Source organism: Bradyrhizobium ganzhouense, from assembly GCF_049949285.1.
In the GTDB taxonomy this organism is placed as follows: Bacteria; Pseudomonadota; Alphaproteobacteria; order Rhizobiales; family Xanthobacteraceae; genus Bradyrhizobium; species Bradyrhizobium ganzhouense.
Window position 1 is genome coordinate 410,400 of the sequence record NZ_CP181318.1, and the last position, 22,093, is coordinate 432,492.

Annotated in this window: 20 protein-coding genes and 1 tRNA gene; 15 read left to right on the top strand and 6 right to left on the bottom strand. The window is 65.0% G+C overall.

All coding sequences use genetic code 11. The annotated features are described in order from the left end of the window. The first annotated feature begins 128 nt into the window (after window positions 1-128). Window positions 129-587 carry a MarR family winged helix-turn-helix transcriptional regulator gene (locus tag ACLFLU_RS01965; RefSeq protein ID WP_426410692.1) on the top strand — a complete coding sequence of 153 codons (459 nt, stop codon included), beginning with the start codon at window positions 129-131 and terminating at the stop codon, window positions 585-587. A 3-nt stretch (window positions 588-590) separates the two neighbouring features. On the opposite strand, the gene ACLFLU_RS01970 is transcribed toward ACLFLU_RS01965, so the two are convergent. From ACLFLU_RS01970 to ACLFLU_RS01980, 3 genes are all read right to left on the bottom strand, one after another. Continuing rightward, window positions 591-827, bottom strand: a complete 237-nt coding sequence (locus ACLFLU_RS01970) for a GIY-YIG nuclease family protein (protein ID WP_426410693.1) — start codon at window positions 825-827, stop codon at window positions 591-593. 162 nt (window positions 828-989) lie between these two features. Further along, window positions 990-1,065 (bottom strand) — tRNA-Ala (locus ACLFLU_RS01975). Between the two features lie 91 nt (window positions 1,066-1,156). Next, a complete protein-coding gene (locus tag ACLFLU_RS01980; RefSeq protein WP_234682465.1) occupies window positions 1,157-1,564 on the bottom strand; it encodes a TIGR02300 family protein in 408 nt (135 codons plus the stop codon). 158 nt (window positions 1,565-1,722) lie between these two features. Here ACLFLU_RS01980 and aroA point away from each other — a divergent pair, with 158 nt between their 5' ends. The 14 genes from aroA to ACLFLU_RS02050 all read left to right on the top strand — a co-directional run bounded on the left by aroA (window position 1,723) and on the right by ACLFLU_RS02050 (window position 14,898). Continuing rightward, window positions 1,723-3,060, top strand: a complete 1,338-nt coding sequence (aroA, locus tag ACLFLU_RS01985) for a 3-phosphoshikimate 1-carboxyvinyltransferase (protein ID WP_426410694.1) — start codon at window positions 1,723-1,725, stop codon at window positions 3,058-3,060. Between the two features lie 10 nt (window positions 3,061-3,070). Next, entirely contained in the window at window positions 3,071-3,676 is a 606-nt protein-coding gene (locus ACLFLU_RS01990; protein WP_426410695.1) for a hypothetical protein, read from the top strand. 55 nt (window positions 3,677-3,731) lie between these two features. After that, window positions 3,732-4,064 carry a hypothetical protein gene (locus ACLFLU_RS01995; RefSeq protein WP_426410696.1) on the top strand — a complete coding sequence of 111 codons (333 nt, stop codon included), beginning with the start codon at window positions 3,732-3,734 and terminating at the stop codon, window positions 4,062-4,064. Between the two features lies 1 nt (window position 4,065). After that, window positions 4,066-4,704 carry a (d)CMP kinase gene (cmk, locus tag ACLFLU_RS02000; protein WP_426410697.1) on the top strand — a complete coding sequence of 213 codons (639 nt, stop codon included), beginning with the start codon at window positions 4,066-4,068 and terminating at the stop codon, window positions 4,702-4,704. Window positions 4,705-4,971: 267 nt separating this feature from the next. Beyond that, window positions 4,972-6,678, top strand: a complete 1,707-nt coding sequence (gene rpsA, locus ACLFLU_RS02005; protein ID WP_426410698.1) for a 30S ribosomal protein S1 — start codon at window positions 4,972-4,974, stop codon at window positions 6,676-6,678. 234 nt (window positions 6,679-6,912) lie between these two features. Beyond that, complete coding sequence (sppA, locus tag ACLFLU_RS02010) at window positions 6,913-7,893, top strand: signal peptide peptidase SppA (protein ID WP_426410699.1); 981 nt, start codon at window positions 6,913-6,915, stop codon at window positions 7,891-7,893. Between the two features lie 183 nt (window positions 7,894-8,076). After that, entirely contained in the window at window positions 8,077-8,382 is a 306-nt protein-coding gene (locus ACLFLU_RS02015; protein WP_007598410.1) for an integration host factor subunit beta, read from the top strand. Between the two features lie 72 nt (window positions 8,383-8,454). After that, window positions 8,455-8,847 carry a lipopolysaccharide assembly protein LapA domain-containing protein gene (locus tag ACLFLU_RS02020; RefSeq protein ID WP_426410700.1) on the top strand — a complete coding sequence of 131 codons (393 nt, stop codon included), beginning with the start codon at window positions 8,455-8,457 and terminating at the stop codon, window positions 8,845-8,847. Between the two features lie 64 nt (window positions 8,848-8,911). Next, the gene (locus tag ACLFLU_RS02025) at window positions 8,912-9,583 is read left to right on the top strand and encodes a phosphoribosylanthranilate isomerase (protein ID WP_426410701.1); all 672 of its coding nucleotides are present in this window, start codon (window positions 8,912-8,914) and stop codon (window positions 9,581-9,583) included. Then, a complete protein-coding gene (trpB, locus tag ACLFLU_RS02030; RefSeq protein ID WP_426410702.1) occupies window positions 9,580-10,797 on the top strand; it encodes a tryptophan synthase subunit beta in 1,218 nt (405 codons plus the stop codon). The genes ACLFLU_RS02025 and trpB overlap by 4 nt, the downstream gene beginning before the upstream one ends. Continuing rightward, window positions 10,794-11,630, top strand: a complete 837-nt coding sequence (gene trpA / locus ACLFLU_RS02035; protein ID WP_426410703.1) for a tryptophan synthase subunit alpha — start codon at window positions 10,794-10,796, stop codon at window positions 11,628-11,630. The genes trpB and trpA overlap by 4 nt, the downstream gene beginning before the upstream one ends. Before the next feature lie 110 nt (window positions 11,631-11,740). Then, a complete protein-coding gene (gene accD / locus ACLFLU_RS02040) occupies window positions 11,741-12,682 on the top strand; it encodes an acetyl-CoA carboxylase, carboxyltransferase subunit beta (protein ID WP_426410704.1) in 942 nt (313 codons plus the stop codon). Then, window positions 12,679-14,022: a bifunctional folylpolyglutamate synthase/dihydrofolate synthase gene (locus ACLFLU_RS02045; protein WP_426410705.1), complete on the top strand. Its 1,344-nt coding sequence runs from the start codon at window positions 12,679-12,681 to the stop codon at window positions 14,020-14,022. Before accD ends, ACLFLU_RS02045 begins: the two co-directional genes overlap by 4 nt. 135 nt (window positions 14,023-14,157) lie before the next feature. Further along, the gene (locus ACLFLU_RS02050) at window positions 14,158-14,898 is read left to right on the top strand and encodes a metallophosphoesterase family protein (protein ID WP_426410706.1); all 741 of its coding nucleotides are present in this window, start codon (window positions 14,158-14,160) and stop codon (window positions 14,896-14,898) included. A gap of 63 nt (window positions 14,899-14,961) precedes the next feature. Here the strand turns inward: ACLFLU_RS02050 and trxA are convergent, their stop codons facing one another. From trxA to addB, 3 genes are all read right to left on the bottom strand, one after another. Next, window positions 14,962-15,282 carry a thioredoxin gene (trxA, locus tag ACLFLU_RS02055; protein WP_007598398.1) on the bottom strand — a complete coding sequence of 107 codons (321 nt, stop codon included), beginning with the start codon at window positions 15,280-15,282 and terminating at the stop codon, window positions 14,962-14,964. A gap of 69 nt (window positions 15,283-15,351) precedes the next feature. After that, entirely contained in the window at window positions 15,352-18,864 is a 3,513-nt protein-coding gene (gene addA, locus ACLFLU_RS02060) for a double-strand break repair helicase AddA (RefSeq protein ID WP_426410707.1), read from the bottom strand. Beyond that, a complete protein-coding gene (gene addB / locus ACLFLU_RS02065; RefSeq protein ID WP_426410708.1) occupies window positions 18,858-22,004 on the bottom strand; it encodes a double-strand break repair protein AddB in 3,147 nt (1,048 codons plus the stop codon). Before addB ends, addA begins: the two co-directional genes overlap by 7 nt. Window positions 22,005-22,093 lie beyond the last annotated feature (89 nt).

Below are 22,093 nucleotides of genomic sequence, written 5' to 3' on the forward strand. Positions count from 1 at the left end.
GGTGCATCCTCTATCGCAAACAATTAGATTGTGCGCAATTGAAATTTGCATGCCTCACATTTAATTGTTCGCAATTGAATGTCGGCCCGCCCGGTCCCACAATGCGGGTCAATCTCGTGAGATTCTCTATGGCCCGGAAATTATCGACCCTGGATCCGCAACGCCTCGACAACCAGATCTGCTTCGCCGTCTATTCGGCCGCGCATGCCTTCAACCGCGTCTACAAGCCGCTGCTCGACCGGCTCGGCCTGACCTATCCGCAATATCTGGTGATGCTGGTGCTGTGGGAGCGCGACGACGTGCCGGTCAAGGATATCGGCGAGAGGCTGTTTCTGGATTCGGGCACGCTGACGCCGCTGCTCAAGCGGCTCGAAGCCGCGCACCTCGTCAAGCGCACGCGCTCCAGCGAGGACGAGCGTCAGGTCCTGATCGCGCTGACGCCGCAGGGCCACGCGCTGAAGGACAGGGCGCGCAGCGTCCCGCAGTCGATCCTGGCCGCGTCGGACTGCTCGGTGCCGGAGCTGGTCGCAATGAAAGACGAGATCGTCGCGCTAAGGGACCGGTTGAATGCGGTGATCGGGGAGTAGGAATCAGAGGCGCTTCTTGGCGAACGCTCGGCCTGACGCTGACTTCAGGTATTTCTCGAATGCGACGGCCTGCTTCTCGTCGCTGAAAGCGATGTAGGTCTTGATGCGCCACGGGCCGTACTTTGATGTGTGGGGCACCTCGCCGGCGTTGTGCTTTGCGAGCCGGGCCCGAAGGTCGTCAGTGATGCCGATGTAGAAATGGCCGGAATCGAGGCTCTCGAGAATGTAGACATACTTCATCCTATCCCCCGCCTTGCGCAGTGGACGGATAGTATCTCAGGACGAGTATTTGCCGAGAGCCCGGCTTCGCCCTTCGGGCTACGCCGCGGCAGCCTTCGCTAGCTTCGCTACGATAGAGCGGAGCTGGCTTGCCGAGCCGAAGCTCGCGAAGCGAGCGAAGGCTGGTGGAGCCAGGCGGGATCGAACCGCCGACCTCTTGCATGCCATGCAAGCGCTCTCCCAGCTGAGCTATGGCCCCTTAAGTCCTGGGACGACCCTGGCGGGTCATTCCCGACCGGCGAGCCTGGTGACTCGCGCGGTGCACCCTTTTTCACAGATCAGGGCTGATCTCAAGTCTCTTCATCACCTCCGACATCACCAATGATGTCGGTCACGTCCTCATCGCCCTCTTCTTCGTCGGCAATGAAGGTCGAATCATCGTCATCGTCGTCGTCGAGGGTCTCGTCGACCTCGATATCGTCCTCGGATTCGGGGACGACGGCCTTGACCTTGCCGGTGTTCTCCTCGGCATCGGCCTCCTCGAGCGAGACCTCTTCGACTTCTGCCGGCTCCGGCGTGGTGTCCGCCGCGGCCGCATGACGGGCTTCGGCGCCGCGGGTGGCGCGCGCCGGCGCCACAGGCGCGATCGGGACCACTTCGCCGGTATAGGGCGAGATCACCGGATTCTTGTTGAGGTCATAGAATTTCTTGCCCGTCGTTGGGCAAATGCGTTTGGTTCCGAGTTCGGACTTGGCCACGGCAGAGGAATCCTGGGATGTCTGAAAAGCGGTGTTTCACTTGGCTAGTTGGCGGCCCGCTGTCAATAGCGCATTACGACAGAAAGACATGCTCGTGACGGCGGGGAGACCATGTGGTAGGTGCCCGCCAGCCTTTGAGTGCATCTAAGGACACAATCTTGACCCATTCCGACAAGCCGACGCCGCTGAAGTCGCGCTCAAGCGGCCCCCTGACCGGGAAAGTACGGGTGCCCGGGGACAAGTCGATCTCCCACCGCGCCCTCATCCTGGGCGCGCTAGCTGTCGGCGAGACCCGGATTACGGGTCTTCTCGAGGGCGAGGACGTCCTCAACACCGCCAAATCCATGCAGGCCCTCGGCGCCAAGGTCGAGCGCACCGGCGATTTCGCCTGGAAGGTGCAGGGCGTGGGCGTCGGAGGTTTTGCACAGCCCAAGGCGGCGCTGGATTTCGGCAACTCCGGCACCGGCTGCCGGCTGGTCATGGGTGCCGTCGCCGGCTGCCCGATCTCGGCCGTGTTCGATGGCGATGCCTCGCTGCGCAGCCGCCCGATGCGCCGGATCCTCGATCCGCTCGAAAAGATGGGCGCCAAGGTCGCTTCTGCCGCTGAGGGTGGCCGCTTGCCGCTGACCGTCCAGGGCGCGCGCGATCCGCTGCCGATCACCTACAAGACCCCGGTCGCCTCGGCCCAGATCAAGTCGGCGGTGCTGCTGGCGGGCCTGTCTGCGCCGGGCACCACGACCGTGATCGAGAACGAGGCCAGCCGCGACCACACCGAGCTAATGCTTAAGCATTTTGGCGCGGACATCACCTCGGTGGTCGAGGGCGCTCACGGCCGCCGCATCACGCTGGTCGGCCAGCCCGAGCTGCATGGCGCCACCGTCGTCGTGCCCGCCGATCCGTCCTCAGCGGCCTTTCCGGTTGTCGCGGCGCTGATCGTCGAAGGCTCCGATGTCGTTCTGTCCGACGTGATGACCAATCCGCTGCGCACCGGCCTGTTCACGACGCTGCGTGAGATGGGCGCCTCCATCGAGGAAAGCGAAGTGCGCGGTGACGCCGGCGAGCCGATGGCGCAGCTGCGCGTGCGCGCGTCAAAGCTGCGCGGTGTCGAAGTGCCGCCGGAACGCGCGCCGTCGATGATCGACGAATATCTCGTGCTGGCGGTCGCCGCCTCCTTCGCCGAAGGCACGACGATCATGCGCGGCCTACAGGAGCTGCGCGTCAAGGAATCCGACCGGCTCGAGGCCACCGCGGACATGCTCCGCGTCAATGGCGTGAAGGTCACTGTCTCCGGCGACGATCTGATCGTCGAGGGCCGCGGTCACGTCCCCGGCGGCGGCACTGTCGCCACGCATATGGACCACCGCATCGCGATGTCCGCGCTGGTGATGGGCTGCGCGTCCGATCAGCCGGTGACGGTCGACGACACTGCCTTCATCGCGACCAGTTTCCCGGATTTCATTCCGATGATGCGGTCGCTGGGGGCCGAGTTTTCATGAGGCCGCGGCCATGAGCGCAGCCTTCGATCGCGACGCCCTGCTGGATGCCTTCGATTCGATCGGCCGTGCTGCGGCCGACGCCGGAACCAAGCTTCAGATCGCGGTCTATGGCGGCTCTGCCCTCATGCTTGCCAGCAATTTCCGCTTCGCGACCGAGGATGTTGATGTTTCGAAGCTCGAGCGGCCGCTGCCTGATTGGCTTGAGAGGACAATTAGCGAGCTTGCGGCAAGAAATGGATGGGACGCCGACTGGTTCAACGATCAGGTCGTATTTCATCTTAGTCCGTTGGCGGATCGCGCCGCGGATCATCTCGAATTTGGCACATTCCCGCGCGACGGCACGTCACCGGGGCTTGAGGTCTCGGTGCCCTCCGCGGCATATCTTCTGGCACTGAAATTGAAGGCATTCCGGATCACGGATCCTGTTCGCGGGGAGACGGAACGGCTGGATATCTTGAATCTGATGAAAGTAGTTGGAATCTCGACCATCGAAGAAGCCATTGCCCTGCTCGGTCGGTATTTTCCGGTGAGCGCGGCTTCCTCTGAGAAGCAGCGCTTTCTGCTGAAGAATATGGACCTGGAGGGAGGAGCCGATGCGCCCAAATACCCTCGCTGAAGCAGTCGATCGCATTCGCGCCGGCGCGCCGCAGGACGCGACCCTGGCCGAATTCTTGGACACCTTCGACTTAGCGGGAACCAGCCGGGCTCAATACGACACGATCGAAGACGAGCCGGCCTTAACGCGGGACGATCGGCTTGATGCACTCGTCGGCGCGATCGCCGAATATCTGGCAAAGCAACGTCGTCTCGGCCGCGTACCGGCGTGGGTTTGCGATCCGGCGCGGCGCCTTGCCGAACCTTGGTTCACCGCGTCGTCTCCGTCCGACGCAATGCGTGAATATCTCACTTTTGCGAGCCCCGCCGAGTTCGCGTCCCGCAACATTTTTACTGAAGAGCGGCCATTGCGACGCGCGCGCGGTCCTCAAACAGCTGAGACACAGTGACATGATCATCGCTATCGATGGACCCGCGGCCTCGGGCAAGGGCACGCTCGGCAAGCGCCTCGCCCATCATTACGGCTATCGTCACCTCGATACCGGCGTGATCTACCGCGCGGTCGCCTACGCCCTGATGCAGTCCGGCCAGGATCTCCGGGACGAGGCGGCTGCGGTGCAGGCCGCGCTGGAACTCGATCCTGAAAAGTTCGGCAATCCCGCCCTCAAGACCCAGACGGCCGGCGAGGGCGCCTCCATCGTTTCGGCGATCCCCAGGGTTCGCGAGGTTCTGCTCGATTTCCAGCGGCAGTTCGCCGCCGGCCCGCCCGGCGCGGTGCTGGACGGCCGGGACATTGGAACCGTGATCTGCCCCAATGCCGACGTGAAGATTTTCGTCGTGGCTGACCCGAAAGTCCGCGCCCGCCGCCGCACGATGGAGGCGAGGGCGCGGGGCGAGGAGGCGGATGAGGCGGCGGTGCTGGCCGACATCATCCAGCGCGACGAACGGGACAAGAACAGGCCGATTGCACCGCTAAAACCGGCCGCAGATGCTTACTTGCTTGATAACTCCCAACTGGATATAGAAGGCGGCGTCCGGGCCGCCATCGACATTATCGAGGCCGTCCGAGCGGGCCGGTCGCGGGGTTAAGCCGCAGCCGTCATTGGAGGAAGCGCCCGCTCCCGCTCTTTGAGGTCGATACCCTCGGTCCCTGTTTGGGGCCGACGCGATCCAGGCTCCGGACACAACGATTTCCACGTATCGAACGTGCGGGCCCAGCCGGCCCGCTTGCGCTGTTCCGGTCTTTGGACCGGAGCAACGAGCGGTCGCTCGAAGGTTTTGTGGACCTTCCGACACTGCGCGTCCGATACGCCCAAAAACCCAACGGCCGGCAAGACATCCGCAACTGGAGAACAAATGGCTTCGACTTCCGCTGATACCTATAGCCCGTCGCGCGACGATTTCGCCGCGATGCTCGACGAGTCCTTCGCAGGTGGCAACCTGCAGGAGAGCTCGGTCGTCAAGGGCAAGGTGGTTGCAATTGAAAAGGACATGGCCGTCATCGACGTCGGCCTGAAGACCGAGGGCCGCGTCGCCCTGCGCGAATTTTCCGGCCCCGGCCGTGAGAGCGAGATCAAGGTCGGCGACGAGGTGGAAGTGTTCCTCGATCGCATCGAGAACGCCCTCGGCGAAGCCGTGCTGTCGCGCGACAAGGCGCGCCGCGAAGAGAGCTGGGGCAAGCTCGAGAAGGCGTTCCAGAACAACGAAAAGGTCACGGGCGTCATCTTCAACCAGGTCAAGGGCGGCTTCACCGTCGACCTCGACGGTGCCGTTGCCTTCCTGCCGCGTTCGCAGGTCGACATCCGTCCGATCCGCGACGTTGCGCCGTTGATGAACAACGCGCAGCCGTTCCAGATCCTCAAGATGGACCGCCGTCGCGGCAACATCGTCGTCTCCCGCCGCACGGTTCTCGAAGAGACCCGCGCCGAGCAGCGCCAGGAGCTGGTGCAGAACCTCGAAGAGGGTCAGGTCATCGACGGCGTGGTCAAGAACATCACCGATTACGGTGCGTTCGTTGATCTCGGCGGCATCGACGGCCTGCTGCACGTCACCGACATCGCGTGGCGCCGCGTCAACCACCCGACCGAGGTGCTCTCGATCGGCCAGACCGTGAAGGTCAAGATCATCAAGATCAACCACGAGACGCACCGCATCTCGCTGGGCATGAAGCAGCTGCTGGACGATCCGTGGCAGGGCATCGAAGCCAAGTACCCGCTGGGTGCCCGCTTCACCGGCCGTGTCACCAACATCACCGACTACGGTGCGTTCGTCGAGCTCGAGCCGGGCATCGAAGGCCTGATCCACGTCTCCGAGATGTCGTGGACCAAGAAGAACATGCACCCCGGCAAGATCGTGTCGACCTCGCAGGAAGTCGATGTGCAGGTGCTGGAAGTCGATTCCGTCAAGCGCCGCATCTCGCTCGGCCTCAAGCAGACCATGCGCAACCCGTGGGAGGTCTTCGTCGAAGGTCATCCGACCGGTTCGACCGTCGAGGGCGAGGTCAAGAACAAGACCGAGTTCGGTCTGTTCCTGGGTCTCGAGGGCGACGTCGACGGCATGGTCCATCTCTCCGACCTCGACTGGAAGCTTCCGGGCGAGCAGGTGATCGACAACTACAAGAAGGGCGACATGGTGAAGGCCGTGGTGCTCGATGTGGACGTCGAGAAGGAGCGTATCTCGCTCGGCATTAAGCAGCTCGAAGGCGACCCCTTCGCCGAGCCGGGCGATGTCAAGAAGGGCGCTGTCGTGACCTGCGAAGTGCTCGAAGTGAAGGAAAGCGGCATCGAGGTGAAGATCACCGGTACCGACTTCTCGACCTTCATCAAGCGCTCGGAGCTCGCGCGTGACCGCAACGACCAGCGCGCCGAACGCTTCGCCGTCGGCGAAAAGGTCGATGCCCGCGTGATCCAGTTCGACAAGAAGGCCCGCAAGGTTCAGGTGTCGATCAAGGCGCTCGAAGTCGCCGAAGAGAAGGAAGCCATCGCGCAGTACGGCTCCTCGGATTCGGGAGCGACGCTCGGCGACATCCTGGGCACCGCGCTCAAGAACCGCGACAGCAAGTAAGCGAAACGTAAGTTTCACTGACATCAGAGCCCCGGCGCAAGCCGGGGCTTTTTTGTTGCTATCGTCGTCCCGGCCTTCGGCGGGACGACAGCGGAGTATGTGGCAGCGTCCAGGGCCTACCCGGCCGCAGGCCTTGTTTTCTTCAAATTGCGCCGCAATTGATGTATCCAGACAAGCCATTGGTCACGTTGTGACGGCACAACGCCAAGCGGCCTTTCATTTGGAGATATTCCGATGTCGCTCGATTCGGACATCATCGTCGATCGCCGCAGGATCCGCCGCAAGCTGACGTTCTGGCGCGTGATGGCCGCGCTGATCGCGATCGCTGCGATCGCGGGCTTCGCACTGATCGCGACACCCGGCGCGCGCAGCAGCTTCGCCTCTGCAGGCTCAATCGCGCGTGTGCAGATCGATGGCCTGATCCGCAGCGATTCGGAGCGCACGCGGGCGCTGGAGCGGTTGGAGAATTCGCAGGCCGCCGCCGTGATCGTTCACATCAATTCGCCGGGCGGCACCACCGCCGGCTCCGAGCAGCTCTATGATTCCCTGACGCGCCTGAAGGCGAAGAAGCCGCTGGTCGTCGTGGTCGAAGGTCTTGCGGCGTCCGGCGGTTACATCACCGCCATTGCGAGCGACCATATCATCGCCCAGCAGAGCTCGCTGGTCGGCTCGATCGGCGTGCTGTTCCAGTTTCCGAACGTCTCGGAGCTCTTGAAGACCATCGGCGTCAAGGTCGAGGAAGTGAAGTCCACGCCGCTGAAGGCCGCGCCCAACGGTTTTGAGCCGACCAGCCCGGAGGCCCGGGCCGCGCTGGATGCGCTGGTGAGGGATTCCTATGCCTGGTTCAAGGATCTGGTGAAGCAGCGCCGTGGCATGGATGACACGCAGCTCGAAAAAGTCGTCGATGGCCGCGTCTTCACCGGACGCCAGGCAATCGATCTCAAGCTGATCGATCAGCTCGGCGACGAGAAAACCGCCGTGACCTGGCTCGAGGAGCAGAAGGGCGTCAAGAAGGGTCTCAGCGTGCGCGATTACAGGCTGGAGCCGCGCTTTGGCGATCTGCCGTTCCTCAGGACGGCGGCCGCCGTGACGCTGGAAGCGCTTGGATTCGGCTCGATTGCGCACCAAATCGCGCAAACCGGCGTCGTGCAGGCGGTCGATCGTGTCGGGTTGGATGGAATGCTGGCCCTGTGGCAGCCGGCTGCGTCGAATTGACCGGGAACAAGCGGGAACAACGCGAGTTTCAGAGCTTTTTCCCGCCCGGCGGGTAGCCGTGCAGCCTGCTTTTTCGGCATTTGTCACGCACTTTCGCGACGCTCAACCTTCATTTAGCGTCTTGACAGATCACAGTATTTTCACGGAAATGGTCATCCGCACGCTCCCGGGTCCTATCTCTCGATGATCAAATCCGAACTTGTTCAGCGTATCGCCGAGCACAACCCGCATCTGTACCAGCGGGATGTCGAGAACATTGTGAATGCGATTCTCGAGGAGATCGTAGCGGCACTCGCACGCGGCGACCGCGTCGAGCTGCGCGGCTTCGGCGCTTTCTCGGTGAAGCACCGCCCAGCGCGCGCCGGCCGCAATCCGCGCACCGGCGCCCATGTCCCGGTCGATCAGAAGAGCGTTCCGTTCTTCAAGACCGGCAAGGAAATGCGCGAGCGGCTGAATCGCGATCATCCGGATCCGGGCGCCCCGGACTAAAGTCTGTCGTCCGGGCTTAACCGAACGGCCGCATGATGCGGCAGCAAGCTTGATTCAAGACGAGCGCTCGCGATGCGAAAATTCCTGACCGCGCTGATCGTGATTCCGCTGGCCCTGATCCTGGTGACCTTTGCGGTGGCCAACCGGCATTTCGTCACCGTCTCCTTCGATCCCTTCATGGCGGCCGATCCGGCCCTGTCGGTCACGCTGCCGCTGTTCCTGCTGCTGATCCTGGTGGCTGCCCTCGGCGTCATCGTCGGCGGCTGCGCGGTCTGGTTTGGCCAGCGGCACTGGCGGCGCGCTGCGCGCCGGCATGAGGCGGATGCACGGGCCGCCCGGGACGAGCTGGCCGATCTGAGGGCCCGGACGGCCCCGGCCAAGCCCGAGCTCCGGCACCTCCCGGTACCCACCGGCGTGGGCCTTTACGGGGCCGTTGGGCGAGACAAGCAGCGCGCGACGTTGTAGAAGCGGCCCGACCGAAAAACCCGTTTCCCGGCCCCCGCTTGCGGCCTCCACCCGCTTTGAGACCATGTCCCTGCTCGTCAAAATCTGCGGCCTGTCCACGCGTGAGACGCTCGAAATAGCGCTCGACGCGGGCGCCGACATGGTGGGATTCGTGTTCTTTCCGCCCTCGCCCCGGCATGTCTCGCTGGAGACGGGGCGGGACCTCGGCCGGCAGGTGAAGCAGCGCGCGCTCAAGGTCGCGCTCACGGTCGATGCCGACGATGCCACGCTCGACAACATCATGGACGCGCTGTCGCCGGACATTTTTCAGCTCCACGGCAAGGAAAGCGTGGCGCGGCTGCGCGACATCAAGCAGAAGTTCGGCCGCCCGGTGATGAAGGCGGTGCCGGTCGCAACATCAGCCGATCTCGCCGTGTTGCCCGGCTATGCCGCGGTCGCCGACCGCATCCTGTTCGACGCTCGCGCGCCGAAGGATGCGACCCGGCCCGGCGGCCTGGGTGCGCCCTTCGACTGGCACTTGCTCGAACATCTCGATCTGAAACTGCCCTACATGGTCTCCGGCGGGCTTCACGCCGACAACGTCGCGGAAGCCCTCCGCGTCACCGGCGCCGGTGGCGCCGACGTGTCCTCGGGGGTCGAGAGCGCCCCAGGCGTCAAGGATCCCGAGCTGATCAAGGCCTTCATTCGCGCCGCGCGCGCCACCCAAGATGCAAGTCAAAAGTTGAGCGTTCGATGAACATCGTCAAACCAAACTCCTATCGCAGCGGCCCCGACGAGCGCGGCCATTTCGGCATCTTTGGTGGACGCTTCGTCGCCGAAACCCTGATGCCGCTGATCCTCGACCTGGAGAAGGCCTACAGCGCGGCCAAGGCCGATCCGGCCTTCCAGGCCGAGATGAACGGCTATCTCAAGAACTATGTCGGCCGGCCCTCTCCGCTCTATTTCGCCGAACGCCTCACCGAGCATCTCGGCGGCGCCAAGATCTATTTGAAGCGCGAAGAGCTCAACCACACCGGTTCGCACAAGGTGAACAACGTGCTCGGCCAGATCATGCTGGCGCGGCGCATGGGCAAGAAGCGCATCATTGCCGAGACCGGCGCCGGCCAGCATGGCGTCGCCACCGCGACGTTATGCGCGCGCTTCGGCCTCGAATGCGTGGTCTATATGGGCGCCGTCGACGTCGAGCGGCAGCAGCCGAACGTCATCCGCATGGAGATGCTGGGCGCAAAAGTCTTTCCGGTGCAGTCGGGCACGCGCACGCTGAAGGACGCCATGAACGAGGCGCTGCGCGACTGGGTCACCAACGTGCACAACACGTTCTACTGCATCGGCACGGTGGCGGGTCCGCATCCCTATCCGACGCTGGTACGCGACTTCCAGTCGATCATCGGCAACGAGACCAGGGCGCAGATGCAGGAGGTCGAAGGCCGCCTGCCGGATTCGCTGGTCGCCTGCATCGGCGGCGGCTCGAACGCGATGGGCCTGTTCCATCCGTTCCTCGACGACCCCTCGGTCGAGATTTTCGGCGTCGAAGCCGCGGGCCACGGGCTGACGCAGTTGCATGCGGCGTCGATCGCGGGCGGCCGTCCCGGCGTGCTGCACGGTAACCGCACTTATCTCCTGATGGATGCCGACGGCCAGATCCAGGACGCGCATTCGATCTCGGCCGGCCTCGACTATCCCGGCATCGGTCCCGAGCATTCCTGGCTGCACGAGATCGGCCGCGTCAATTATCTCTCCGCGACTGATGATGAGGCGCTCGCCGCGTTCCAGCTGCTCTCGAAGCTCGAAGGCATCATTCCGGCACTCGAGCCCGCGCACGCCATCGCCAAGGTGATGGAGCTCGCGCCGAAGCGGCCGAAAGACCACCTGATGGTCGTCAATCTCTCCGGCCGCGGCGACAAGGACGTCCCGCAGGTCGGCGACATCCTGAAGGGCAAGAGCAAGTGACCACACGTATCGACACCCGTTTCGCCGAGCTGAAAAAAGCCGGCCGCTCGGCCTTTGTCACCTATGTGATGGCCGGCGATCCCGATCTCACGACTTCGCTCAATATCGTCAAGGCGCTGCCCAAGGCGGGCTCCGACGTCATCGAACTCGGCATTCCCTTCACCGATCCGATGGCGGATGGCCCCTCGATTCAGGCGGCAGGTCTGCGCGCGCTCAAGAACGGCATGACCTTGAAGAAGACGCTGGAGCTGGTGCGCGGCTTCCGAAAGGACGATGACGTCACGCCGCTGGTGCTGATGGGCTATTACAATCCGATCTACATTTACGGCGTCGACAAGTTTTTGGCGGATGCCAAGACGGCCGGCGTTGACGGCCTGATCATCGTCGATTTGCCGCCGGAGGAAGACGACGAGCTCTGCATTCCCGCGCTGAAGGCGGGCCTGAACTTCATTCGCCTCGCGACCCCGACCACCGACGACAAGCGCCTGCCGGCGGTGCTCGCGAACACATCAGGCTTTGTCTATTACGTCTCTATCGCCGGCATCACCGGTGCAGCAGCGGCGGACGCGAATGCCGTCGGTGAAGCTGTCGCGCGCATCAAGCGGCATACCAAGCTGCCGATCTGCGTTGGTTTTGGCATCCGCACGCCGGAGGCGGCGCGCGCCATTGCCGAGAAGGCCGATGGTTCGGTGGTCGGCACCGCGCTGGTCGACGCACTCAAGAACAGCCTCGATGCCGAGGGCCGCGCAACCGCCAAAACCGTTAACGCCGTGGCCGAACTGACGGCGGCGCTGGCCCAGGGCGTCAGGGCTGCGAAACAAGCGGCCGAATAGGCCATAATTCCGCTGCCAGGGCGGACGACACGTCGGCTTGCCGGGCAAGGGCCCGCCCGCCATATAGTCCTTCAGGCGATCCCCTGCGGGTTCGCACATCGGAGCAAACCATGAACTGGCTTACCAATGTGGTCCGGCCGAAGATCCGCAACATGCTGCGGCGGGAGACGCCGGAGAATCTGTGGATCAAGTGCCCGGATTCCGGACAGCTCGTGTTCTACAAGGACGTCGAGGCCAACCAGTTCGTCATCCCCGGCTCGAACTACCACATGCGCATGGGCGCGGTGGCGCGGCTGAAGTCGATCTTCGACAACGAGACCTGGTTCGACGTGGCCGTGCCCGACGTCACGCCCGATCCGCTCAAGTTTCGCGACGAGAAGAAATACGTCGATCGCATCAAGGACGCGCGCGCGCGCACCAATCTGAACGATGCGGTCAAGGTCGGCTACGGCAAGCTCGAAGGCGCCGGTGTTGTCATCGCCGTGCAGGATTTCGATTTCATGGGTGGCTCGCTCGGCATGGCTGCCGGTGAAGCCCTCGTGCGCGGGCTCGAGCTCGCGGTCGAGAAGAAGTCGCCTTTCATCGTGTTCGCAGCAAGTGGCGGCGCGCGCATGCAGGAAGGCATCCTGTCGCTGATGCAGATGCCGCGCACCACGGTCGGCGTGCAGATGCTGCGCGAAGCAAAACAGCCCTATATCGTCGTGCTGACCAACCCGACCACTGGCGGCGTCACGGCGTCCTATGCGATGCTCGGCGACGTGCAGATCGCCGAGCCCGGCGCGCTGATCGGCTTTGCCGGCGCACGCGTGATCGAGCAGACCATCCGCGAGAAGCTGCCCGAGGGTTTCCAGCGCGCCGAATATCTGAAAGAGCACGGCATGGTCGACATGGTCGTGCATCGCCACGAGTTGCGTCCGACCTTGGCGCGGCTGTGCCGTCTGCTGACCAGGGCGCCGGCGCAGGAAGGCGCGTCGAAATCGGTGCAACCGGTCGTCAGCCCGGCGCAGATCGTATCGGCCCCCGAGACGGCGCCGGCTGCGCCCCACGCGTGAACGCGCCCTCTGACAGCGCAAAGCCGTCGCTCGATGCATTGATCGGGCGGCTGTCGGCCCTGCATCAGAAGCGTATCGATCTCGGGCTCGAGCGGATGCATCGCCTGCTCGAAGGGCTCGGCCATCCGGAACGCAAGCTGCCGCCGGTGATCCACGTCGCCGGCACCAACGGCAAGGGCTCGACGGTGGCCTATCTGCGCGCGACGCTGGAGGCCGCCGGCCTGCGCGTCCACGCCTACACCTCGCCCTATCTCGTCCGCATCAACGAATGTTTCCGCCTCGGCCGCGCCGGCGGCGGCGTGCTCGTCTCCGACGACGAGTTGCGCGCGGCGCTGGAAGAGGTCGAGCGCGTCAATGCCGGCGAGCCTGCGACTGTCTTCGAACTCAAGACTGCCGCCGCCTTCCATCTGTTCGCGCAAAATCCTGCCGACGCGGTGCTGCTCGAGGTCGGCCTCGGCGGCCGACTCGATTCGACCAATGTGGTCGATACACCTGCGGCCTGCGTGATCACGCCGATCAGCATGGACCACATGGATTTTCTCGGCGACACCCTGGCGTTGATCGCCGGCGAGAAGGCCGCGATCATCAAGCGCGGCGTGCCCGTGGTGTGCGCGGAGCAGACGGGCGAGGCGATGGCGGTGATCGAGGCGCAGGCCAAGCGCATGCGCGCGCCGCTGTTTGCCGCGAACGAGAGCTGGCACGTCAATGTCGAGCATGGACGTCTGGTTTATTCCGACGAGCGCGGCCTGATGGATCTCGCGGCGCCGCGCCTGTTCGGCCGCCATCAGTTCGACAATGCCGGCCTTGCGATCGCGACGCTGCGGGCGATCCCGACTTTCAAGATCAACCAGGCGGCATGCGAGGCCGGCATCGTCGGTGCCGAATGGCCGGCGCGGATGCAGCGGCTCACCTCGGGCGAGTTGCTCTCCTGGGGTCCGCAAGGCAGTGAGATCTGGCTCGACGGCGGCCACAATGCCGAAGGCGGCCGCGTCGCCGCCGCCGCGCTCGGCGACCTCGAGGAGCGCGTGTCGCGGCCGCTGGTTGTCATCGCCGGCATGATGGCCAACAAGGATGCGCAGGCGTTTCTGGCCAATTTTGCCGGCCTCACCCGCCACATCATTGCGGTGCCGATTCCGGACACCGAGAACGCGATGCCGGTCGATCGTCTTGCGGACGCAGTCCGCAGCCTCGGCATGCGCGTCGAAATCGCCCCCGGCGTCGAGGCCGCATTGCGCGCTCTGTCGAAGCTCGCCTACGAAGTGCCGCCGCGCATCCTGATCACTGGCTCGCTTTATCTTGCCGGCCATGTGCTGGGGCTCAACGGCACGCCACCTGCATAAGCTCTCGTGTCCCGGACGCGGTGCTGCGTGCAACGCTGCTCCGCAGAGCCGGGACCCAGAATGCCGCCACATAGGCCCCGGCTCAGCAGCGCACCACTAACGTGCTGCGCTGCGTCCGGGGCAAGAGAGAAGCCAATGCGTTTTGCCGCGATTGCCGACATCCACGGAAACTATCTCGCGCTGGAGGCGGTGCTTGCCGACATCCGCGCCCAGGGCATCGACGACATCGTCAATCTCGGCGACATGCTGAGCGGCCCGCTCGATGCGCAGCGCACCATCGAGATCCTGATGACGCTCGATGCCGTGCACGTGCTCGGCAACCACGACCGCCATCTGCTCGACCGTCCGCCGGAGAAGATGGGCTCGTGGGACCGGCCTGCCTACGACGCACTCAATGCCGCGCAGCTCGACTGGCTGCGCGCACAGCCGATGATTCGTGTGTTCCGTGATCAGGTCTTCCTGTGTCACGCGACACCCGAGAATGACGAAGTCTATTGGCTCGACACTGTGCACCCCGACGGCACCGTGGCGCTATCGCCGCTCGATCGGATCGAGCAATTCGCGCAAGGCGTCACGCAGTCGCTGATCCTCTGCGCCCACACCCATCTTGCCCGCGCCGTGCGCTTGCGCGACGGCCGGCTGATCGTCAATCCCGGCAGCGTCGGCAGTCCCGGCTATCGCGACGTGCATCCGTTCCCGCATCTGGTCGAAGCCGGCACGCCGCACGCGCGCTATGCGATCCTCGAACACGTTGGCAGTGCCTGGCAGGTCACGTTCCGCCAGATCGCCTATGACCATGAAACGATGGCTGCGCTGGCCCGCCGCAACAATCAGCCGGAGTTGGCGAATGCATTGGCGACGGGGTGGATGAAGTAGGGCAAAACAAAACGGCCGGCTGTTCGCCGGCCGTCGCACAAATCTAATCGGACGCGACGCGGATCAGACCGCGGAGGTGATCCACTGCTGGAGCTTCGCCTTCGGCGCTGCGCCTACCTGGCGGGAGGCCATCTCACCGCCCTTGAAGATCATCAGGGTGGGGATCGACATCACGCCGTACTTCGACGCGGTCTTCGGGCTCTCGTCGACGTTGAGCTTGACGATCTTGACCTTGTCGCCCATCGCGCCGGCGATCTCGTCGAGGGCGGGTGCGATCATGCGGCAGGGGCCGCACCATTCGGCCCAGAAATCGACGACCACGGGGCCGTTCGCCTTGAGCACTTCGGCTTCGAAATCGGTATCGGAAACCTTGCCAACGGCCATTGGAGTACCTCACTCGGTTGAAAGAGAATCGGCGCGACGTGGAATCGCGCCCGGGATCATGGGCCCAACCTATGAACGGCCCCTTGCCGGGTCAAGGACGCTCACGCCGACATGAAGGGATGCCAGCGCCGCGTCCAGCGCGGGGGCTGAAATCTCCATATATTCAAGGGCCTCTGTCCAGAGCAGGACGGCGCGGATCGGCTTTTGGGGATAGAGCCGCGACAGCACCGCCCGGTACAGCGCAAGTTGCCGGACATAGGCGGCGGGGGCTTCCGCAGCGCTTTTGGGGGCGGTCTGGTTGGTCTTGAAATCGACGATCAGAACCTCGTCCGGACGAACCACCAGCCGGTCGATCTGCCCCGACACCAGCGCCGGCGGGCGGCCCGGCCGGTCGAGTTTCCCGACGATGGCGACCTCCGCCCGGCTGCCCTCGGCAAACACCGGGGCAAAGCGCGGCTCGGCGATCAGGGCGAGCACCTTGTCGGCCAGCAAGACGCGATCGGCATCGAGCCAGTCGCCGGCATTGCGGGTCATGAAGCCAAGTGCGGCCTCGCGCCGGCGCGCGGCGGCGATGTCGGGCAGAGACTGCAGCAACCGGTGCACCAGCGTGCCGCGCTGCAGCGCCAGGGCGCGGGACTGGACTGATTCGCTTGATCGTACGCTGCGGCCTTCCTCGGCCGGCTGGCCGGAGGGACGCACCAGATCGTCGTCGATGGTCTCACGCGGCGCCGGTGTCCGCAGCCAGTCCGGCAGAGTGATGGTCCGGTCCACGCTTGTCGCCGGCGTGCCCAGCGCCGCGACGTCCTCCGGACGGGCGAATCGGGTCACCTTGCCGAGCGGCGTTTCTATCGTCTGCTTGTCCAGGCCGGAGCCGGTGAGCCCGGTGTCGATCAGGTCGTACCAGCTCAGCTTTCGGACGGTTCTCATGTTGCCGGGCAGGCAGCCGCCGACGATCAGCCGATCGGCCGCGCGCGTCATCGCGACATAGAGCAGGCGGCGATATTCGTCCTCGGTCTCCTCCAGCATCGCCTTGCGCGCGTCGGCGACGGGCTTGGGATCGTCCGCCTTGCGCCCGGCCCAGACCACGACCTCGCCACCATTGCCGCGCGGCACGTGGATCAGCCGGACCCGCTGCGAGTCCGCGGGCGACGACGTGGTGTCGACCATGAATACGACCGAAGCCTCGAGACCCTTGGCGCCATGCACCGTCATCACCCGCACCTCGTCGCGGGTGATTTCCATGTCGCGCTTCACCTCGGTGTCGGCCGAGCGCAGCCAGGCCATAAAACCCTGCAGCGAGGCCGGTGCCTTGCGCTCGCAGTTCAGCGCCAGTTCCAGAAACTCGTCGAGCGCGTCATTGGCCTCATGGCCGAGCCGGCGCAAAATACGCGCGCGGCCGCCGTCACCGCCGAGCAGCCAGGCATAGAAGGCGAACGGCGTCTCCTCGCGCGCACGGATCTCGCAGGCCTCGAGGCGTCGCAGCACGGTCGCGAACTTCTCGCTTCCAGCTGCATGCTCGCAGAGCGCGCGGCGCAGCGATCCCTTGCGGTCATGGGCGAGCTGGAACAAATCGTCGTCATCGAGACCGAACAGCGGGCTCTTCAGCGCCACCGCCAGCGCGAGATCGTCCTGCGGCAGCAGCAGCGCGTCGGCAAGATTCATCAGATCGATGATCGCGATGTGCTCGGTCAGCTTCAGCCGGTCGGCACCGGCGACGGGAACGTTGGCATGCTTCAGCGCCTGGATCACGGCGTCGAACGCATTGCCGCGCCGGCGCACCAGGATCAGCATGTCGCCGTAGCGTAAGGGCCGCCGCTCGCCCTCATGTCCCGTCAGCGTGCCGCTCTCGACCAGCCGCTTGATCTCGGCCTGGATGCGGCGGGCAAGCTTGACCTCGGGACTGGTGACGGCGACGCCGTCGAACGGCGCGCGCCAGCCCTCGATCTCCTGCCTGTCGTCGGCCTCGGCAAGATCCCACAGCTCGATCACGCTCGGGCCGGCATCGGCGAGCGCATTGTGCAGGGGATGGCCGATATCGACCGAATGGATGCTCTTGTAGATTGCGGGCTCGCGGAAGACGTGGTCGACCGAGTGCAGGATCGCGGCGCCCGAGCGGAACGAATAGGTGAACGCGACCGGATCGAATTTCAGCCCTGCGGCCGTGAACTTGCGGTGAAGCTCGCGCCGGCGCGTGTCGAATTCCCGGGGCTCGGCGCCCTGGAACGAGAAGATCGACTGCTTCTCGTCTCCGACGGCGAAGACCGTGCGGTTCAACCCTTCGCGCGCGCCTTCTCCGGCCGTGAACTCAGAGATGATGTGCGCGACGATGTCCCATTGCCGCGGGCTCGTATCCTGCGCCTCGTCGATCAGCACGTGATCGACGCCACGGTCGAGCTTGTAATGCACCCAGCCTGAGGAGATGCGGTTCAGCATCGCCAGCGTCTTGTCGATGAGGTCGTCGTAGTCGAGCAGCCCGCGTTCCTGCTTCTCGCGCCGGTAGTTTGCGGCGGCGGCCGTTGCGATGTGTAGCAGGGCCGCGGTGCGGTCGCGCATGGTCACCGCGCGGCGTCTCTCGATCAATCCACCGAGGCGGGACACTTCGTTCTCGAACATCTTACCAATCGCTTGGTTTTTTGTCGCGAAAGTGTTGGTAATCACAGTCGCACGTGGTGTTCGATCGGCATCAGTCAAAAAGACGCTTAGGTAGGCGTCTACTTGGTCGGAGCCTGAGTACGACAGTGCACCACGTAGTCGATCGGCCTGCTTTTTGTCTGCGTTGGTGCTGGTATCAAGAATCTCGGCGGTTTGAGCCCATCTTGTTCTTGGTAGATGCGGACCGTTTAGTATTTCGGTCTCGACGTCCTCGATGCGGTCGCTCGCATCAACACCCAGCACGACGGCCATCTGTTCAGCCGCGGCGCCGGCGTTGCCGGCATCGTCAGTCCAGGCCATGAAGTGGTCGCGGCTCAGGCACGCCTCGCGCACGACCTCCTTGAAAGTGACGTCGGCGGCGCTCGCCATTGCCGTCAGTAGCGCGCGGCCGGTGACGGTCTCCGGATCGCGCGCTGCCTCAAGCAGCACTTTCAGATTGGCGCGCTCCATCATGTCGGTCTGGTCGCGCTCGTCGATGACGGAAAAGCGCGCCGGCACGTTGGCCTCGAACGGAAACTGCCGCAGCAGGCGGGTGCACAGCGCGTGGATGGTCTGCACTTTCAGCCCGCCTGGTGTCTCCAGCGCGCAGGCGAACAGCTTTCGCGCTTCGCGGCGCAGCTTTGCGCTGGGATGCGGGATGCCGACGGCGCGGATCGCGGCATCAAGCCCGGTGTCGTCAAGTGTCACCCAATGACCAAGCGTGGTGAACACGCGCTCGGCCATGTTGGCGGCGGCGGCCTTGGTGAAGGTGATGCAGAGGATCTTCTCAGGCGGCACGCCGGAGAGCAGCAGGCGGATCACGCGCTGCACCAGCACATGTGTCTTGCCCGAGCCGGCGTTGGCCGACACGAAGGCGGACGCGGTCGGGTCGGAGGCCCGCGCCTGCCGCGCGCGCACTTCATCCGGGATGGGACGCGGAGCCTTTACCATTCCTCGATCCCCAGGCCGCCGGCCGCGGACCATTCCTTGATCCGGGCGAGATCGTCATAGGCGCCGTAGCGGTTCGTCCACATCGGCAGGTTCAGCGAGGTGTAGGGCTGGTTCTCGTCGTCGAAGGCGCGGATCAGCGCTTCCAGCTTGGCTCGCGCCTCCGCTGCAGCAGTGTCCGGCGGCTGCGGCTCATCGCCCGGTTTGTACTTGAGCTCGAGAATGCGCTCTTCGCCCGGCGGATTGTTGCCGCTCAGGCGGACATAGACGAGCTGACTGACGGATGCGCCGGCGTCGATGTCGCGGAAGCCTCCCTCGCGCAGGATCGCCGCTTCCAGCGTGAGCTGCGGCGACAGGCCCATGCGGACCTGCTTGCCTGTCGGTGGTTGGCCGGTCTTGTAGTCGAGAATGGCGTAGCCGCCGCCCTGGCGCTGCTCGATGCGGTCGGCGCGGGCGGTGAGAACAAAGCTGCGCTCATGGTCGAGCTTGATCGAGATTTCGCCGTGCGTTTCCGCGGTGATGGCCTCGATGACGTCACGCCGCGCCGTCTCCCATTCGCCAAACCAGCGCGCGATGCGCTGGAAGCGCGGCCACCACAGCGCCCGCGCCTCGGGCCGTTCCATCAGCGGTGTAAAATACTTCTCGCCGATCGCGCGCAGCACGCGCGCGGGATCGTCGGGCAGGCGCGCAGCATAGGTCTCCGTGAATTCGCCAAGTGCATCGTGGATTGCCGAGCCGCGATCGGCGGCCGAAAGCGGCATGTCGACGGGATCGAGCGCATCGAGCTTCAGGATGCGTTTGGCGTAGATCGTGTAGGGATCGCGCAGCCAGTCCTCGATCGCTGTGACCGACATCTTCAGCGGCCGCGTCGCGCGCGGCGGCCGTGGCTCCGGTTGCTTGACCGGCGTGACCTCGGCGGGCTGGTCCAGCGCGCCCGCGAACCGCACGTATTTTTCGCCAGCGCGAACCGCCGCCTTCCAGAGTTCGTCGCCCGCGACAGCCTCTAACCGGTGCAGGAAGCGCGAGGCCACCGCCGGCGCGCCGCCGGCCTTGGCGGAATGGGTGAGGATCACCTCGTCGCCGCCGAGCAGCTGCGCGAAGTCGTGCGCCGAGAGGCCGATACGCCGCTCCGGCAGATCGAGACCAAGCTCGTGCCGCATCGGGCGGCTGAGCCAGGGGTCGATGCGCGGTGCTGGCGGCCAGACGCCTTCGATCAGCCCGCCGATGATGATGCGGTCGGCCTGCATCAGGCGCGATTCCAGCGGGCCGTAGATTTGCAGCCGCGCGCCCGGCTTGTCCCGCCGCCGTACCGCGCGATCGCTGAACGCGGTCTGGAAGACGTCGGCGTAGTCGGGCAGCGTCACCATCAAGCCGCTGGTCATGCCGCCGCGCAGGAGATCGTCGAAGGCGCTGGCGAGCGCCAGGCCCTCGCGCTCCTCGAAGGCGAGCGGAATGCCCTGCTCGTCGCGCGACAGCTCGATCATGATCTCGCGGTGGCGATGCGCAAGCTCGGCGAAGTCGAACGGCTTTGCCGACGCGAGACTTTCGATCGGCGCCAATGCCTTTTGCAGGGCGTCGATCAGGGCCTGGATGCGATCGAGGTCCTCCGGCTTGAGGCGTGCGCGAGGTTCGGCGTGGTGCAAGGCGGAGACCTCGCTGCGCCACAGCTTTGCCAGCTCTTCACGAAAGCGGTTGAACTCGCGCAACAGGCCGCCAGTGCCTGCCGGCGGGCGGGTGCCGCGCAACACAGCGAGCTCCAGGCCTTCAATCGCCGCCTTCCACGCGCCGGGCGCGCGGCCAAGCCGGCACAGCGGATGCTTCAGCATCGCCAGCAGCGTCGGCGGCTCCAATCCCTTGGTTGCCGCTTCCGCCGCGAGGCGGGCAAAGACGCCGGCGGAGGTTTCCATCAAGACGTCGCCGCCGGAATCATCAAAGGCGAGATCCCACCGGGTCAGCGCGGCCATCACCCGCCGCGCCAGCGCGCGATCCGGCGTCACCAGTGCTGCCGATTTGTCGAGATGCCGCGCCTCGCGCATGGCGATGGCGATGGCGAGCGCCTCCATTTCCGGATTGGGGGCTTCGACCACCGCGAGATTGTTCATGCCGCCGGCAATCTTCGCGGCCACGTCCGGCTGCTTCAGCCGGTCGTGCCAGACTTCAGTCCTGGCGGAGGGGCGCATCGATTCGGAGGCCAGCAGGTCGCGACCGCCGTCGGCAGGCGGCTGGAGGATCTCGACGTCGCTGCGCCTGATGCCAAAGCGGTCCAGCAGCGCGTGCATGGCATATTGCGGATGGTTCGAGGCCGGATGCTCCGCGAATTTGCCGAGCGAATCGCGCACGCCGCCGATGGTGCGCCAGGCGTCGTCGTCGAGATCGGTGTCGAGGCCGGGCAGCACCACGGCGCCATGCGGCAGCGAGGCAACGGCATGCAGGAATTTTGCGGTGGCCGGCATCGAACCGGTCGAGCCGGCCGCGATCACGGGGCCATGGGGATGCGCGGTCAGGCGCTTGGCTTCCGCCGCGATCAGGAGGTCGCGTCGCGCCGCGGGCTCGATCCGGTTGATCTCGGCGAGATGGCTGGGCCAGGCGATGCGGGCGATGCGCAAGAATTCGAGCGAGTGCTGCCAGTAGCGATCGAGGTTATCAGGAACAAGCCCATCGAGCGCGCTCCAGTCGACGCCGCGCGTGACCATGTCGTCGATCAGGCGGGCGAGGTCGCCGGCCAGCGCCAGTGTCGAAGCGGGGCCGCCGACCACCAGCGGCGCCAGCACCGGGCCCTTGGCCCAGGCGGCAACGAGTTGCGCCAGCGTCAGCCGCCGTTCGAGCTCGCCGAGCCGCGGTGGAATCTCGATCGGCGTTGCGCCTGAAAACTGCTCGCCTTCGTCGGCGAAGGCGAGCTCGTCCTCGTCGATATCGCCGAGCGCAACGATGCGCGGCAGCACCACGGCCTCCGCCTTCATCTCGTCGAGGAAGATCTCCCGGACGACGCGCATCGCGCGCCGGGTCGGCAGATACAGCGTGGCGTCCGCGAGTCGCGCCGGTTCCTTGCGCGCCTCGAACCCGTCGACCAGCCGGCCGTCGAGCAGGGCGGTGACGATGGTGCGCAGGAATGGAACTGAGAGGGGAACGCTGAAAACGCGCATGAGCCGCCTGATTCGAGAATCAGGCGCCAATATAGGGAGGCGGACTCAAATGGACATGGGCCGGGGCGAAATCGTCCCCGCTGTTCGCT

What these genes read in the sequence shown, in the direction of transcription:
- ACLFLU_RS01965 (WP_426410692.1), top strand. Translation starts at nt 129, where the DNA reads ATGGCCCGGAAATTATCGACCCTGGATCCGCAACGCCTCGACAACCAG.
- ACLFLU_RS01970 (WP_426410693.1), bottom strand. Translation starts at nt 827, where the DNA reads ATGAAGTATGTCTACATTCTCGAGAGCCTCGATTCCGGCCATTTCTAC.
- ACLFLU_RS01990 (WP_426410695.1), top strand. Translation starts at nt 3,071, where the DNA reads ATGAGCGCAGCCTTCGATCGCGACGCCCTGCTGGATGCCTTCGATTCG.
- cmk (WP_426410697.1), top strand. Translation starts at nt 4,066, where the DNA reads ATGATCATCGCTATCGATGGACCCGCGGCCTCGGGCAAGGGCACGCTC.
- rpsA (WP_426410698.1), top strand. Translation starts at nt 4,972, where the DNA reads ATGGCTTCGACTTCCGCTGATACCTATAGCCCGTCGCGCGACGATTTC.
- sppA (WP_426410699.1), top strand. Translation starts at nt 6,913, where the DNA reads ATGTCGCTCGATTCGGACATCATCGTCGATCGCCGCAGGATCCGCCGC.
- ACLFLU_RS02015 (WP_007598410.1), top strand. Translation starts at nt 8,077, where the DNA reads ATGATCAAATCCGAACTTGTTCAGCGTATCGCCGAGCACAACCCGCAT.
- ACLFLU_RS02020 (WP_426410700.1), top strand. Translation starts at nt 8,455, where the DNA reads ATGCGAAAATTCCTGACCGCGCTGATCGTGATTCCGCTGGCCCTGATC.
- ACLFLU_RS02025 (WP_426410701.1), top strand. Translation starts at nt 8,912, where the DNA reads ATGTCCCTGCTCGTCAAAATCTGCGGCCTGTCCACGCGTGAGACGCTC.
- trpB (WP_426410702.1), top strand. Translation starts at nt 9,580, where the DNA reads ATGAACATCGTCAAACCAAACTCCTATCGCAGCGGCCCCGACGAGCGC.
- accD (WP_426410704.1), top strand. Translation starts at nt 11,741, where the DNA reads ATGAACTGGCTTACCAATGTGGTCCGGCCGAAGATCCGCAACATGCTG.
- ACLFLU_RS02050 (WP_426410706.1), top strand. Translation starts at nt 14,158, where the DNA reads ATGCGTTTTGCCGCGATTGCCGACATCCACGGAAACTATCTCGCGCTG.
- trxA (WP_007598398.1), bottom strand. Translation starts at nt 15,282, where the DNA reads ATGGCCGTTGGCAAGGTTTCCGATACCGATTTCGAAGCCGAAGTGCTC.
- addA (WP_426410707.1), bottom strand. Translation starts at nt 18,864, where the DNA reads ATGGTAAAGGCTCCGCGTCCCATCCCGGATGAAGTGCGCGCGCGGCAG.
- addB (WP_426410708.1), bottom strand. Translation starts at nt 22,004, where the DNA reads ATGCGCGTTTTCAGCGTTCCCCTCTCAGTTCCATTCCTGCGCACCATC.